We start from the raw sequence: 15,138 nt of genomic DNA, 5'->3' as shown, positions 1-15,138 counted from the left end.
CCGTCACATGCCGGCCGTGCCGCCGCCGGTGAGACCGGGAGCCAGCGCCGGAATCCAGAAGACGGCGGCGGCCAGGGCGATCGAGGTGACCCCCACGGCCCGCGCGACCAGGTGCCCCGCGGGAGCCAGCTTCTCCGCGGTGATCACCGCGGTCAGCGCCGCCATGGCCCACAGGTTCATCGCGCCGAACGCCGCCAGCAGCACCATCAGCGACCAGCAGCAGCCCAGGCAGAAGCCACCGTGATGGACCCCGGCCCGCAGATCGCGTGCCGACCCCGGATACGAGGCGTAGCGCAGCATCAGTCCGATCGGCGAGCGGCACCTCGCCAGGCAGCGGTCCTTGAGGGGGGTGAGCTGGTAGACGCCGTTGACCGCGAAGACGGCCGCGGCCACCGCCGTCCCCGCCACGGCGGGGAGGTCCGCCGCCCGGCCCAGGCCGACCGCCAGGCCGTACGCCGGCAGCCCGGCCGCGGCCCAGACCAGCAGGTAGGCGATCGTGAACACGACCATGCGCGGCCCGCGGCGCACGGTGATGGTCCGGGCGTACAGCGCGGCCACCGGCGCCGTGGCGGGCAGCATCATCGCGGCCGTCATCAGCGTCCACACGGCCAGGAAGGCGGGCAGAGCCAGGCCCATCGTGCCCGGCATCGGGGCCATGCCGCCCCAGCGCGTCACCAGCCAGACCCAGGCCGCGGCCGCCGCGACCAGCAGCAGCCCCGCGGGACCGGTGCCACGGCGGACGGTGACCGGGCGGCCGGTCACGCGGACCACGTGAAGGGCGCCGAATGGCCGTTGCCGCCGGAGAAGTCCCAGGACCGGCCGTACACGCCGGCGCCGGTCGCCCGGGTGGACCGGGCAACGGTCAGCGTGCTGTTCGCCGGATGGAAGATGCCGGTCAGGCTCATGACCGGACCGTCCTCGCCGAACTGCGGGGCGACTTGGTCCACGATCTCGATGTCGATGGCGTCGCCGACCCGTGCGGCGTGGCGGCGGCCGTCGTCGCGGTAGTCGATGGGAACGCGCTCCACGCCCATGACCTCGCCGATGAGCGGGGCGAGTGCCGCCATCGGGCCGCCGGCCTGACCGGAGAAGACCTTGCCCAGTGCGTCCGCCTGCCGCTCGTCGGCGGCCGCGTCGAGGTACAGCGCCACCTGCCAGCCGCCCTCGGCCATCACCCGGGGCGCGTCGACGAAGACGGCCACGCTGCGGCCGGACACGTCCACACCGTCCACGTCCCCCTGGTCCACGTGGAACGCGAAGGTCACCTGACAGCGCTCGTGGTCGGCGGGGGCGGTCAGGCCCGAGGTGGTGCAGGGACACACCACGTCACAGTTGCAGCTCTCCAGATACGTGCCGTTCAGACGCCAGGGCATGGCTCTCCGCCTCCCTCTCCCACACCCCCCTCGGCAAATGCTCGACAAGCGCTCGGCGGTGGTCCGACAGGGAAGGACATCGGGAGGCCCGTTCCGTCCCGGTGCCACTCCACTCCAGCCTATTCCCGACGACCCCCGCCGCGCAGGTCAGACCCCCTGCCTGCTGCCTGCCGCACCGGGGGGAGAGGGAACAAGGCGCCGCCGTCTCCGGCCGGGTCGTCTCCGTCGATCCCGCCGTCTCCGGCCGGGTCGTCTCCGGCGATGTCGTCTCCGTCGTGGTGGTCACCGGCCGGCTGTCGGACCTCCGGCGGACGCCGACCGCTCCGGCGTCGCCACCAGCCCGAGCCGCTGGGCGCGCAGCACCGTGCTGATCCGGTCGCGGGTGCCGAGTTTGCGGTAGATGTTCTCGACGTGCTTGTGCACGGTGCGGGCCGAGATGCCCAGCCGGCGTCCCATCGCGTCGGCGGTCAGCGCGTCGCTGAGCAGGAGCAGGACGGTGAGCTCCCGCGGCGTCAGCACGCCGTCCGCCACGCGCCCCGCCGGTTCGGCCGCCGACCGCCGCCACTGTTCCAGCAGCCGCCGCTGCTGCTCGACGGCGGCCAGCAGGGGTTGCGCCCGCTCGGCGACGCGCACGTGGTCGTCGCTGAAGTCCCCACCGGAGCGGTACACCAGACAACCCGTGATCGGCGCGACCGTCCCCGGCAGCGGGAGCCCCAGCACCTGGTTCACGTCCAGGGCGGCGCCGAGTACCCGCGCGGTGGCGCTCACCCCCCAGTCGCGGCCCGCGAGCCGACCGGCCGTGACCGGCGTCCGCCCGGGACCGGCCGCGTAGTGGCGGGCGAACGGATAGCCCGAGCGCAGCACCGCCGTCTCCTCGTCGCCGAGCCGCTCCAACTCGACGGCGGCGGCGGGCGAGATGCCGAGCGTCCCCGTACCCTCGCTCCAGTCGTCCAGCTTGTAGATCAGCGTCTCACCGCCGCACAGGCCGGCCAGGGCGTCGGCCAGCAAGGGCCAGAGCCGGTCGGGCTCACGTTCGTTGAGTGCGGCAACGGCCAGCGCGGTGAGGCGTTCGTAGGCCCTTTCCAGCCCCTGTGACACGTGTTCCTCTCTGCCCGTCCCCTACGCAGTTGTACGCATACCCCCGCACCGGCCGGCTGCCGCATGCTTCAACCGACACCGGACCGGAGGACTCCGGTCACGCGGGCCGCCGGCACGGGGGAGCGGCGGCCCGCGATCGGTCGTCGCGCCGGGTCAACCGCCCCAGGCGGCGGCGCACAGCACCCGCTCGACCTCGTCCGTGTAGCGCGCCGCGGTCAGCCAGGCCCGTGCGAAACGGCCGGTGTCCGCCGGAAGGAGACGGCCGAAGGCGTCGCGCGAACGTTCCGCCGCCGCGGCGAGCAGTTCGTCGAGGATATCGCCGGCCGTGGCGAGCCCGTGCCGGTCCAGACGAGCCGCGTCGGCCGCGGAGTTCCCTGGGAAGGCCAGCACACGCCGGCCGCCCGAGGCCGCCTGTTCGACCCGGCGGCGCAGCACATGGATGGGCGCCTCCGCGGGCGTGGGCGCGGTGCCGGCCGGTTCCGGCGCGGGCAGGTCCGCCTGCTGGAGCCGGTCCAGCCCCAGGTCGACCCGGAGCCCGGCGATGGTGGGGTGCTCGCTCGCGAGCAGCCGGGCACGGGCGTGCGGGGCCGGGACGAGCCGTGCGATCACGCGCAGCCGGCTGCCCCGGGCGGCGGCCAGCAGCCGCAGGTTGTCGCGGAACGGCAGCGCCGGATGGTCGTGCGCCACCGTCAGCCGCAGCGGCAGCCCGCCGCAGTCGGCCAGCAGGCAGTCACCCGCCGCCTCCCGCACCGTGCCGACCGGCGTCACCTCCAGGAACAGCAGGTCGTGGCCGCCGCCGAGGGCCCGCCCGACCTGCTCGGTCACCGGCACCGCCCACCACCGGTCCAGTGGCTCGGCCCGCCAGTCCACACCCGGGGCACGCACGGCCCGTACCCCCTTGCCGGCGCCGAGCCGCCCGGTCGGCGACAGCGTCGCCCCGGAGACCGCGAGGCCCGCCCGCGACAACTCCCGGTGCGTCAGGGCCGTGTCACCGACGCGTACGGCACGGTCGGCGGCGCCCACCGCGCGGCCCGCGCCGCCGGGGGCCACGTCCGAGACGCTGCACAGCCGGCCGGCGGCGTCCGCGGTCCAGGTGACCGCTCCCGCGTAGCCGCTCGCGGTGAGCACGGGCTCGGAGAACAGGCCGTACAGGCGCAGTGAACCGTCGGGGGTGTACGACTGCCTTACGGTGCCCCGCAGTTCGGTCAGCTCGCGGCCGGTCGACGACGGCACCCGGTGGGCCACGTACAGCGCCTCCGACAGGGCGGTGACGAGCTCGGCGAGCCGGAACGCCGGGTCCGCGGCGCGCGCCGCGCGCAACGCCGTGACCACGGAGACCGCCGCGGAGGCGGCCCGGGGGAGACCGGCGAGGCGCGCGGTGTGCGCGGCCCGCAGCAACTCCGCCTGGAGCACGGCACCGCCACCGTCGGTGCCGGCGTCGAGAACGGCGGCCACGGCGTCGAGGACGGCCTGCGCGGCGGCGAGTTGAGGGGCCGTGGCGGGTGCGTCGGCGGTGCCGGCCGCGGGGACGGCGGACTCCGGCGCCGCCTCCTCGGCGGTCCTCGCGGCCTCCCCGGCCCCGGTGGCTTCGCCGGCCTCGGTGGCTTCGCCCGCCTCATCGGCTGCACCGGCATCACCGGTCGGCGTGTCGGCCACCGGGGCCGCCGAGGCCGCTGCCGCCCGGTGCAGGCAGTCCGGGGCCAGCAGGCAGCCGCAGCGGACGGCCGCGGGGTCGGTCACGACGCCACCGGGGGCGCGCAGTTCGAGCACGGACCCCTCGTCGTCGACGGTGACGCGCACGGTGTCGCCGTCCCGGACGACCGGGCGGTCCGCCAGCTTGGCGACCCACGCGTCCAACCGCTTGCGCAGCCGCGGCGAGAGAGCCGCGACCAGCTCGGCGGTCACGGCCGGGGCGACCGCGGGCAGTTCGGTACTCATGCGATCTTCTCCCCTACCCAGCGGGCGAGTTCCAGCGGGCTGAGCGCGGCCACCGGCATCCCGGCGCCGACCAACTGCCCCGCCACCCCGGTGGAGTAGCGCGGGCGCCCCGAATCGTCCAGGCTCGCGCACCCCAGCACATGACAACCCGCCCCGACCAGCGCCCTGACCTCCGCGAGCAGCCCGCCGACCGGATGGCCCTCCTCGAAGTCGCTGACCACGACCACGAGCGTGCGGGACGGCACGGTCACCAGCTCCCGCGCGTGCCGCAGCCCGGCCGCGATGTGGGTGCCGCCGCCCACGCTGACCTCCAGCAGCAGCGACAACGGGTCGGAGACATGCTCGGTGAGGTCGATGACCTCGGTGGAGAACGCCAGGAAGTGCGTGGACAGCGTCGGCACACCGGCCAGCACCGAGGCCGTGAGCGCCGCCCAGACCGTCGACGCCTCCATGGACCCCGACACGTCGGTGACCAGGACCAGCCGCCAGTCGGCCGCTCGCCGGGCCCGGGTCCGGAAGACGGGATGCTCCGGGATCACGCGGACCGTGCCGTCCGACGCCCGGCGGGCCGTCGCCAGGTTGGCCCGCAGGGTGCGCGGCAGGTCCAGGCCGCCGCCGGGACGCCTGCTGGGACGCGGCAGGACGGTGCCGTGCAGCGCCGGGCGCAGCCGGGTCGCCAGCTCCCGCGTCAGCTCGTCCACCAGCCGGCGTACCAGCGGGCGCAGTGCCGCAAGACGGGCCTCGGGCAGCCCGCCGGCATGCCGCAGCACCGAACGCAGCAGGTCCACGGAGGGCCGCACGGTGTCCGGGTCCAGCTCGGCCAGCACATCCTGACGGCCCGTCGCGGCGGCCGCCGCCAGCACCTCCTCCCTGATCCCGGGCCCGAACAGGGCCGCCAGCTCCTCCGACCACTCCCGCACCCCCGGATACGGTGCCTCGCGCCCGCCGCCGCCCCCGCCGCCGAGCTCGCCCCGGCTGCCCTCGCCGCGCCCACTGCCGTACAGCTCGTCCAGGGCGGTGGCCAGCGCCCGTGCCGACGGGGGAAGCCGGTCGGACCGCCGGCCCAGGAGCAGACGCCAGCGGTCGGCGGGCGACAGCCGGCGGTCCTCCGTGACCGGAACGGCGGTGCCGACCGTCTCGGGTTCCGTCCGCACCCGGGGCGCGGGCAGCAGGCCGAGCGCGCGCAGCGTCTCGCGGGCGGCGAGGTCCGCGCCCGTCCAGGTGGCCAGGTCGGCGGGGTCGACCGCGCCGGTGTCGGCCAGCCGGTCGGTGCCCAGACGCCCTTCGACACCGGTCAGCAGACGCTCCCGGTCGGCCGGGCTCAGCGTGTCGAAACCGCCGCGCAGGGCCGGGAGCCGGGCGAGGAAGTCCGCGTCGGACAGCTCGGACACCCGGCCGACCAGGGGCTCCAGCGTCGGTGCCGCCGCCTCCAGCAGCCGCCCGGCCGCCGTGAGCAGCCCCGTCAGCCGGGCGGTGAGCGCGGACCGGGAATCGGCGTCGACCGCCCCGTCGATCCATGACGCCACCCGGTCGCCGAACGCCCCCGGATCCTCCTGGCCGAGCAGCACCCGGACGGCCCCGGCGGCACCTCGCATCAACGCGGAACCGTCGGCCGCGAGCCGGGCCAGCGCGTCCGTGAGCCGGACACCGCCCAACAGGTCGGCCCGGTGGGCGAGTTCGAGCAGGGCATGGGCGTCGGCCGGATCCTCGGACCCGGTGAGGCCGTCCACCTGGCGCACCGCCGCGGCCGTGAGCAGCTCGGCCACGGCGACGGCCCTGGCGGCACGCTCCTCGTCGGGGTCGAGTCCCGCGATGTGACCGGTCCGCAGGCGGTCCGTCAGGGCCAGGCCGGTGAGGAGTTCGGGGAGGGTGCCGGAGTCCGGCAGCACCTCGGCGGTGTCACCGAGCCGTTCGTCCACGAGTCCGGGCAGACCGCAGTGCGCCGCCTGTTCCAGACCGTCGAGCACCTGTGCCGCGGTGGGGCCGCCGGCGTCCCGTTCCTTGCGGGCCCGCTCGCGCAGCAGGCCCTCGGCGGCCTGGGCGAGGGTGACGCCGCGGACCCCGGCCGCGGCCAGCATCGCGGCGGTGGCCGGCGTCCAGCGGACCTCCCAGCGTGAGGTCAGCGCGTCGGCGCCGCCGGCACCGGTCACCGACCTGGCCTCGGCGTACGGCACCGAGCACAACGCCAGGCGGCGCAGCAGCAGTTCACGGCGGCGGTCGAGATCCGAGCGGAGGGGGTCGAGGCGCAGGTCCCGGACGGTTCCGGGGGCGCCGTCGGACGGGCCGGGCAGACCGAGCGCGGCGATCTCGGCCTCCACCGCGGGGACGAGGCCGCTGCGCGGTGCGCCGGGGGCGGGCCGGCCGGTGCGGCCGCCGATCAGGACGGTCTCCATCGCCCGTGCGACGGCTCGGCCCCGGCCGTACGGTTCGCCCTGCGCCAGTACCGTCTGGACCGCCTCGACCAGCTCGCCGCGGCCCGCGGCGGGCAGGTTGCGCAGGCGCGCCAGGTCCCCGGCGAGACGGATGATCTCCTTCGCGTCGGCGGGACCCGAGGGGTGGCCCTGCTCGCGGAGGGCGGCGCAGATCCGGACCGCCGCGCGGGTCAACGTGTCCTCCAGAGCGGTGGGTTCACCGGCCGCTTCGAGGACCATGTGCTGCCATTCGGGATCGCGGATACCGGCCGGGTAACCGGAGCGCTCGTCCAGGAGGGCGTAGGTGTAGGGGATGAGGGAGGTGGTCCATTCGGGTGCCGGCCGGCCGGGGCTCGTCGCGCCCGCGCGGCGGTAGCCGCACGTCGATCGCGGCCCCGCACCCCTGGCCGGGCGCACCAGCGCGGGTGTGTGGAAGGCGCCGACCACCGCGGCCGCTCGCTCACCCTTCGCCGTCGCCTCGGCCAGCCGTGCGCGCATCCACTCCTCCCGCCGCAGATCCACCTCCGGCACGGCCGACTCCGTCCGCAGCGCCCACCCCGCCAGCAGGGCCGCCCGGCGCAGTGCCTCCGGGGTCGATCCGGGCGCGGCCGTCTCCACCAGCCGGTCCCACAGGTCGTCCCCGGGACGGCCCGTGAGCCGGGAGCGCAGGGCGGCCGAGAGCCCGCCCGGACCCTGCGCCGCCGCGGGCTCCCGCTCCTGCCACCCCCGGTCGGCCAGCGGCAGGTCACACGCCACCACCGGCACCTGGTGCCGTGCGGCCCACCGCACCGCCGCCAGCTCCGGGGAGAAGTCCGCGAACGGGTAGAACGCCGGGCCACCGCCGCCGTCGGCCGGTGCCGCGGCGAGCGCCACCGGCGCCCGGGTCTCCTCGTGGGCGAGCCATGGCAGCCACTCCTGCAACTCGGCCGGCAGCTCCACGAGCAGGACGTCCGGCTTCGCGCCGTCCAACAGGGCCGGCACGGCCGCGGCCAGCGACGGCGCGTGGTGCCGTACACCGATCAGATAGGGACCCGCCGGATCGGTGAGGGCCGCGAGTGCAGCCCCGGGGGAGTGGACCACGGCGTCTTCGGAGGAGTCGGGCACGGCGGCCACGGCGTCTTCGAGAGAGTCGGCCATGGCTGCCACGGCGTCCTCGGAGGAGTCGGGCACGGCGGCCACGGCGTCCTCGGAGGAGTCGGCCATGGCGGCCACGGCGTCTTCGGGGGTGTCGGGCACGGCGTCACGCCTCCAGGACCGTGCGCAGGTCCCACAGGGTGCGCCAGGTCGCCGAGCCCTGCTCCGCGCGCCGTCGGACCGGGCCGTCCCAGTAGCCGCGCAGCCGGGCCGCGTCGGCGGGGTCGTCCTTGCGCACGACCCCCAGGAGATGGCCGGGCAGCAGGCCGAGGACGTCGCGGTCGCCCGGGAAGTAGGCCGCGGCCAGGGCCAGCGCGCCCGCCACCGACACCGCCTCCGCCGTGCTCATCACCGTGGACGGACGCTCCACCTCCCAGCCCTCGGCCGACCGCCCCTCGCGCAGGTCGCGGAACGCGGTCACCAGAGCCTCCAGCACCGCGTCGTCGACCTGGAAGGGCGCCCCGGCCCGCTCCACCGACGCCCGGGCCTGCCCACGGACCAGCGCGGTCTCGGCGTCCAGGTCCGGGATGGGGCCCACCGTCTCGAAGTTGAAGCGCCGCTTGAGCGCCGCCGACATCTCCGAGACGCCCCGGTCCCGCAGGTTGGCCGTGGCGATGAGCGTGAAGCCGGGCGCGGCATGCGCCAACGCGTCCTCGGTGCCAGCGAGTTCGGGCACCGCGATACGCCGCTCGGACAGCAACGACACCAGCGAGTCCTGGACTTCGGGCAGACACCGCGTGACCTCCTCCACCCGCGCGACGGCACCCCTGGACATCGCGGTGAGCACGGGGGACGGGACGAGAGCCTGCCTGCTGGGGCCCTGCGCGAGCAGCAGGGCGTAGTTCCAGCCGTACTTGAGCTGGTCCTCCGTCGTGCCCGCCGTTCCCTGCACGACCAGACCGCTGGTGCCGCACACCGCGGCCGACAGCAGCTCGGACAGCATCGACTTGGCGGTGCCTGGCTCGCCGACCAGCAGCAGCCCCCGCTCACCGGCGAGCGTCACCACACAGCGTTCCACCAGTGCCCGGTCGCCGACGAACTTGCCCGCCACGACGAGCCGGCGCGGCACCCCCGCCGGCACCTCCGCGTCGTCGGGCAGCCGCAGCGCCCGGCCGTCGCTGCCCATGACGAAGGTGACGACGGCCCGGGGCGTGAGCCGCCACGCGGGCGGGCGCGGCCCGGCGTCGTACGCGGCGAGAAAGGCCAGTTCGGTGGCGTAGCGGTCCTCGGGCGGGACGATCTGGCGGAGCGGGGCGGTGGTGACGGTCATCGACGGGTCGTCCTCGGCGGTGGTGCGGATCGTGGTCATCGGCGGCGGCCTCGGCGGGTCGCCCGGGTGGTCAGCTGCTCGTACGCGGGCGCGTCCCCGGCCTGTACGCGTTCCCAGGCGCGGGCGAACAGCTCCGGCACGGGGACCAGCGGCAGCGTGCGGTCGCCGTCGGAGACCGGGTAGAGGGCCTCCTTCCAGGTCTCCACCGGCAGGGCCGGGGCCCTGAGGTCACGCCAGCCGCAGGGCAGGAACAGGGTGCGGCCCGCACGTGGCCGCTTCGCCTCGACGACCAGGCCGGTCGCCGCGAGCTCGGCACGCGCCTTCTTCGCCCGGGCGGGCTTCCAGCCGGTCCAGCGCGCGCAGTTGCGGTCGGTCGGGTCGGGCAGCGCCAGCAACTGGAGGTAGAGCGCCGCCGCGTCCTCGCCCAGACCGTGTGCCGCGGCGACCTCCGTCACCAGCCCGGGCGCGCTGACCGTGGGGTCCTGGGGGTGCCCCGCGGGCCCCTGAGCAGCGAGGGCACGCGCGAGGTTGTCGCCGAGGAGCGTGCGGACGGTGCCCAGAGCGGCCCCGCGCCCGGCGCCGACCAGACCCTCCAGCAGCCCGAGGACGGGGTCGTCGGGGCCGCTCAGCGCGGCCGGCCGGAGCATGACGTGCTCCGTGTCCGCATACCAGGGGCGCAGGACCAGCGTGTCCCCGGCCCGGGTCACCCCGTGCGCGTCTGCGCCGCCGGTCTCGGGCAGGCCGTACACCTTGCGCAGCTGGACGGAGGTCGGGCCGCCCTTCTCGGTCCAGTCCAGGCCCAGGTCGAGCAGCAGCTCGGGGTCGGTCAGCCGGCGGCGCAGCGCGGCCAGTCCGTCCGGCAGCCCGGCCCGCAGCGGATGCCCGTACGGCAGGACGTACGCGAGCGCGGAAAGGCTGTCCACGGCCCCGGTGAGCGCGTACGAGCTCGGCACCGCCGACGGGTCGGCGGGCGCCAGGTCGCCGTCCGCGTCGGGCCGGAACACCGTGGTGCGGCTGAGCCAGGGAACCCGGGCGGGGTTGAGTACGGTCTCGGCGTGGCTGATCCCCATGCCGGCGAGCTCGGTGCTGAGGTCCTCAGGGGGCCGTACCAGGGTGCCCAGCCGCTCGGCCCACAGGCGGCCCGCTGCGGCCGTGCGGGGGCCGTCCGTCCACAGGTCCGCGGGGTCGTCCGGCAACAGCGCGCCCAGCAGCGCCCGCTGTTCGTCCACCCCCAGCGCGGTGAGCAGTCCGGCGCCGAAGGCCCGTTGCCGGGGCTTCAGCCCGATGGTGGTCAGCTCCTCGGCGGCGGGTGCCTGCGGCAGGCCGGCCAGCAGCACCGTGGCCTGGACGGGGCCCAGGCCGCCGTCCGTAGCGGACACCAGTTCCGCGGGGGCCTCGGGCCGCCAGGGCGCGGCGCCCTTCTCCCGTACCAGCCGGGTGAGCCGGGCGAGCCGGTCCGCCGGTGTCCCGGTGGTGTACCGGGTCTCGTGGACCAGAGTGAAGTGCCCGACCGCGCCGAACGCCCCGGACGGGTCGTGGTCCAGGGCCAGCCACTCGACCTTGTCCAGCTGGGGGTCCACGCTCTGGCAGCCGAGCACGACCACCGTGCGGCCGTCCCGGCGCAGCACCTGGCCCGCCCGCTGCTGCTTGTCGTGCGGCTCGCCCAGCACGACCTCGCGCAGGGTGCTCCCGAGGCCGGCGAGCGGCCCCTCGGTCAGCGCCTCGAACAGCAGGAGCAGCGGCTCGCGCTGGACGGCGGAGAGCGCGGGCGAGGCGGCCCGGTAGGCCAGCGCCCGCAGGACGCCGAGGACCGGCGTCCACACGGCGCCGATGGCGGGGACGGTGTGTTCGTCGCTCAGCCAGCCGTCACCCACGGCGTGCTGTTCGCGGTGGGCGAGCGGTTTGCCGTCGGCGGGCCTGCCGGACAGCACGTGGTTCACCGAGCGGATCTGGCGCAGCGCGGCGAATCCGCTGTGCCACGCGTTCTGCACGGCCACGACGCCGGCGGTGGCGTCGTGCAGCGCGCGGTCACCGCCGTGCTCGGGGCTGTAGTCGGCGAACATGCCCTCGGTCCGCTGCCGCGGCTGTCGCGGCAGCTCCCGCGGCGGGGTCGCCAGGTTCGAGGCCGACTCGGTGGCGCGCAGGGCCGCGTGGACGAGTGCGGCCACCCCGGCCAGCAGCCGCCGGTCGGTCAGCTCGGGCAGGGCCCGCGCCACCGCGGTCACCGCGACCTGGTCGGCGGCCGGCACCGCGGCCCTGGCCTGTGCGTCCTCACCGGCCCGGGCCAGCGCCTCCCGCCGTTCGGCCAGTGCCGTCGCCGTGGTCCGCAGCAGTTCCCCTGCCGACTCGTCGGTCAGGGCGCGCAGCACGGCCGATCCGCGCTCGTCGCGGGGGCGCAGCGCGTGCCAGAACGGGACCGGCGGCACTAGCCGGGTCCCCGCCGCGTACGCCCCGCCCGACTCGCCGAACGACACCCGGCCGAGTTCGGTGCCGTCACCCGCGTGCAGGGCGACGCTCTGGTACGTCTGCGCGACGACCGGCTCGGCCCCGCCCGGCAGCCGCAGCGCCCCCAGCGGCACCCGGCCGTTGACCGCGGCCCGCAGCGTGGCCGTCCGCCCGTCCGGAGTACCGGCGACGGTGCGCGCCTCGGCCCCCTCGCCCTCCGTGCGCACCCACCGCCCGAGCACCGTGCCGTCGGTGCCGAACGGGCTGGTCTCAAGACCGGGCTGGAGCGGCAGCACCTCGCAGGAGCCGTGCCGCAGCGAGGCGTCCTCGCGGACGGCCGACGCCAGCAGCGCGGGCAGCGAGGCACGTCCGTGCTCACCGGTCGCCGGGTCGTACTCCAGCCACACCGACTGCGTGCCCTGCCGGCCCTGACGCCAGTACGTGACGCCGTCGCCGATCACCGGGCGGCTCGGCGGCAGGACGGTGTCCCCGGCGTGCAGGGTGCGCCCACCCGTCGCCCGGCCGCCACCGGGCAGCGGGATCGACGCGTTGGCCGCGTCCATGCCGGACCACCAGCTGGGGATCTGCTCGCCGCCGACCGGGAACACCTCGGCCGGACGGTTCGACCAGTAGCCGTACTGCTTGGCTCCGTCGCGCCACATCACCAGCAACTCGCCGTCGGTGTACCGGAACCGGGGCCGCTGCCAGCGGTCCAGCTGGATGGGCAGCCGCAGTTCGTGCGTGAGCAGGATCCCGTCGGGGCCGACGACGACGGCACGGTGCCCGCGCGCCAGGATCAGCGCGGGCCATGCCTCGGTGACCGCGAGGGAGTTGTCCCGGTCCTTGCGGACCTCGGTGTCGAGCTGTTCGAGCGCCTCGTCCAGGGCGGCCCAGCCCAGCTCGTCCAGGACGCCGGCCCGCAGGGTGCGGCCGAGGACCGGAAGGATGTCGTACCCGCCGAGCAGGCGGACCGCCTGCGGACTCTCCTGCAACACCGCCCGGAACGGGCGCAGTCGCTCCAGCCGCGCCTCGACCGCGGGCAGTCCCGCGGCGGCGGCGAACTCCGCGGCCGCCTCCCGCAGCCACTCGCGCAGCACCTCACCGAGCACCGGATGCGCGGCGGCCGCGGCCAGGTCCTTGCCCTGCCCGCGGCCCAGCCCCTCGACGGCCGCGGACAGCAGGGAGCGGTACCGGGGTTCGGCCGCGACGGCCCGGAGGTCACGCCGGCCGGGCCGCTCGTCACCCAGCCACGTGCCGAGCGGCAGGTACACCTCCTCGTCCGGATCGGGGACGGTCAGGGCGACGCCCTCCGCCACGCACAGGTCCAGCAGGTCGAGGTCGGCCCCCGCCCGCCAGCGACCGGTGAACAGGTCGACGGGCCGGCCGGCCGCGCGCAGCCGCGGCACCATCCGCTCGACCAGCGCCAGCGTCGCCGGGGAGCGGTGCGAGTACGCCGCGCCGTGCTTGCGGTGCTGGGCCCACCGGGTCAGCCAGTCCGCCGCGTCGGCCTCGCCGCCCTCCTCGGTGAGCAGCAGGTCGGCCCCGCACTCGGCGAGCAGCGCCAGCCAGGACTCGTCGTCCGCCACCTCACGGCCCAGACCGGCCGGCATGATCTCCAGCAGTCGCACCCGCAGTTCGGGCCGCCGCTCGGCGAGGACGGGCAGCACCGTGCGGTAGGCGTTCCAGAAGGAGGCGGGCGCCCGTACCGCCGCCGGGGACACCAGCAGGTCGGCGACGAGGGCGCACTCCTCGGTGACCCGGTCGAGACCGGCCGCCTTGACCAGGCCGCGCGCGTCCTGCGGCAGCGAGGCGTACGGCGGCATCCCGGCCGCGCAGCGCTCCACCGTCAGCTGCCGGAACTGCGCCCAGGCGACGCCCGGTTCGAGCCGCCGCGCCAGGTCCCGCACGTACTCCTTGAGCGCCTTCACGGTGAGCGCACCGGCGAACGCGAACTCCAGGAACACCGCCCGCTGCCGCTCCTCGTCGACCGCGAGGGCGTGCACCCGCTCCGCCTCGCGGGCCTTGCCGAAGAAGGCGGCCGCGTACGTGGTGTTCTCGTGCTGGAGGAAGACCCGCGCGGCCTGCTCGTAGAACGTGGGCAGGAATTGCGGGACCGCACGGCCCAGCCGCTCGCCGAGCGTCTCGAAACCCTCCTTGGCGTTGCCCGGCTTGGACTTCGCCTGCCGGGCCAGCCGCTCCACGTCCTTGACCAGGGCTAGGGCATGGTGGCCGTTGGCCGGGTCGTGGACCAGCGCCCAGGCGGGGAAGCCCAGGGTCTCCCGGCGCACCTGGCCCACCTCGGGCGCCTCCGGGTCCCGGGCCAGGCCGAGGAAGTCCAGGGCCAGGTCCTCGGCCTCACCGAGGGTGCCAGGCACCAGCCGCACCACCCGGCGGTCGTCCAGGGCGGGGTGGGTGTACGTGCGGGCGGTCAGGACGTCGGCGTCCTCGCGTCCGGTGGTGCCCGCGGGCAGGATCGCGCCGGCGTCGAGCAACGCGGCGGTGGTGGTCTCGTCGTACGTGGTCATGCGGCCCGCTCCTCGTCCTCGATGTCCCGCCCCGCGTACAGCGCCGCCGCCATCCGCATGCCCTCCGACCAGGCGACCGGGCCGACCTGCCCCAGCTTCAGCGGCCGCCCCGCCGGGTCGGTCCACGCCAGCGGACCGGTCTCCGTCTCGTAGTAGCCGTCGAAGTCGCCGACCCAGACCCGGGCCTCCACTTGGCGGCCCGCCTCCAGCACGGAGCACACCGCGTGTCCGCCGCGCACCCGGTACCCCAGTGAGCCGGCCCGGCCGTGCAGGAACCGCAGCTCCTTGAAGACCCCGCCCGCGTACTCCTCGACCTGGGTGCCCTCCGCGTCCAGCGTCGCCGGGCGGTGCCAGACCTCGCGGAACAGCTGCTGCGCCTTCTGCTCGATCCCCAGCTCCACCGCGAACTCCCGCAGCTCCTCCAGGTCGTCGAGGAGCACCGGGTGCGGCAGGCGGACCAGTTCGGGCGTGATGCGCACGGTGTCGCCGTCGAGGTCGACGAGCCCGAGCCCGCGGCCGGTGTCGGCGTCCCGGAGGAACCCGGCCACCTCCCCGTCGGCGCCGGTGACGACCAGGTCACGCAGCGCCGACTGCCAGGCCGGGTCCGGCCAGACCTGGGTGAGGACGGCCAGCGGTACCGGCAGCGAACGGGTCATCCACCGCTCCACGTCGGCCAGGCACTGCCGTTCGTGCCGCTCCAGCCACTCGGTGAGCTGCCGCAGTCCGATCACGGCCGGATCGTCCGCCAGCTTCGCCGGCACGGACTTCAGCCGCCGCCCCGCCGCGTTGCGGCAGACCACCTTCCCGTCGTCCAGGGCCACTTCGTAGTCCCCGGCCGTCACCCACCCCATGCGTGCCTCCCCGCACCGCAGTGATCAAGTGCTGGGAACTGTAGGGGAGGCCACTGACAACACCCTTCGAGGGCCCTGCCCGCGAGGGAAGCA

At 75.9% G+C, this 15,138-nt stretch carries 8 protein-coding genes; all 8 read right to left on the bottom strand.

Annotated features, from left to right (window positions below; translation table 11 throughout):
* Window positions 1-3 precede the first annotated feature (3 nt).
* On the bottom strand, window positions 4-762 hold the full coding sequence (locus AAW13_RS28060) for a DUF2182 domain-containing protein (protein WP_046729359.1): 759 nt from the start codon (window positions 760-762) through the stop codon (window positions 4-6).
* A complete protein-coding gene (locus AAW13_RS28055) occupies window positions 759-1,373 on the bottom strand; it encodes a DUF1326 domain-containing protein (protein WP_046729358.1) in 615 nt (204 codons plus the stop codon). The genes AAW13_RS28060 and AAW13_RS28055 overlap by 4 nt, the downstream gene beginning before the upstream one ends.
* A gap of 282 nt (window positions 1,374-1,655) precedes the next feature.
* Window positions 1,656-2,471, bottom strand: coding sequence for a helix-turn-helix transcriptional regulator (locus tag AAW13_RS28050; RefSeq protein WP_046729357.1), 816 nt, complete (start codon window positions 2,469-2,471; stop codon window positions 1,656-1,658).
* 153 nt (window positions 2,472-2,624) lie between these two features.
* Window positions 2,625-4,409 carry a hypothetical protein gene (locus tag AAW13_RS28045; protein WP_071659712.1) on the bottom strand — a complete coding sequence of 595 codons (1,785 nt, stop codon included), beginning with the start codon at window positions 4,407-4,409 and terminating at the stop codon, window positions 2,625-2,627.
* Window positions 4,406-7,957, bottom strand: coding sequence for a vWA domain-containing protein (locus AAW13_RS28040; RefSeq protein ID WP_079179000.1), 3,552 nt, complete (start codon window positions 7,955-7,957; stop codon window positions 4,406-4,408). Before AAW13_RS28040 ends, AAW13_RS28045 begins: the two co-directional genes overlap by 4 nt.
* Before the next feature lie 103 nt (window positions 7,958-8,060).
* Window positions 8,061-9,263, bottom strand: coding sequence for an ATP-binding protein (locus AAW13_RS28035; RefSeq protein WP_046729355.1), 1,203 nt, complete (start codon window positions 9,261-9,263; stop codon window positions 8,061-8,063).
* Complete coding sequence (locus AAW13_RS28030) at window positions 9,260-14,194, bottom strand: hypothetical protein (protein WP_046729354.1); 4,935 nt, start codon at window positions 14,192-14,194, stop codon at window positions 9,260-9,262. The genes AAW13_RS28035 and AAW13_RS28030 overlap by 4 nt, the downstream gene beginning before the upstream one ends.
* Window positions 14,191-15,045 carry a DUF4132 domain-containing protein gene (locus tag AAW13_RS28025; RefSeq protein ID WP_046729353.1) on the bottom strand — a complete coding sequence of 285 codons (855 nt, stop codon included), beginning with the start codon at window positions 15,043-15,045 and terminating at the stop codon, window positions 14,191-14,193. Before AAW13_RS28025 ends, AAW13_RS28030 begins: the two co-directional genes overlap by 4 nt.
* Window positions 15,046-15,138: the final 93 nt, after the last annotated feature.

This window comes from Streptomyces humi (genome assembly GCF_001005085.2).
Lineage (GTDB): Bacteria > Actinomycetota > Actinomycetes > Streptomycetales > Streptomycetaceae > Streptomyces > Streptomyces humi.
This window is presented reverse-complemented; position numbering and strand designations above follow the sequence as displayed.